Annotated in this window: 1 protein-coding gene; it reads left to right on the top strand. The window is 69.5% G+C overall.

What is annotated here, in order from left to right:
* Positions 1–61: 61 nt before the first annotated feature.
* The coding region (locus RB628_RS41960) for a hypothetical protein (RefSeq protein ID WP_318325830.1) at positions 62–285 on the top strand (224 nt) is incomplete at its 3' end.

The raw sequence follows: 285 nt of genomic DNA, 5'->3' as shown, positions 1-285 counted from the left end.
ACAGGTCCAGCCGGAATGGGTCGGACCGGATCTGCCCGACCCCCTCCTGAACCTGGTTCATGTGAACCAGGCCGGGAACGTGGTCCTGCACCTGCCCGGCGGGCCTCCGATCGAAGTGTCCGACGACGAGTTCCTGGCACTGCTGAGCCTGGAACCGGGGATGCGCTCAGCCCGCCTCGTGCAACCGGTCCTGTTCCTGACCTCCGGTCCCGGGGTCCTGAGGCCGGAGCTGGTGCAGCGGTTCGCCGAGCGCACCGGCCGTCCCGCCTTCAGCTACAGCGCGCC

The sequence above is a fragment of the Streptomyces sp. ADMS genome, assembly GCF_033441795.1.
GTDB lineage: Bacteria > Actinomycetota > Actinomycetes > Streptomycetales > Streptomycetaceae > Streptomyces.
The sequence above is the reverse complement of the archived record's forward strand: the minus strand, read 5'-3'. Positions and strand labels throughout refer to the sequence as shown.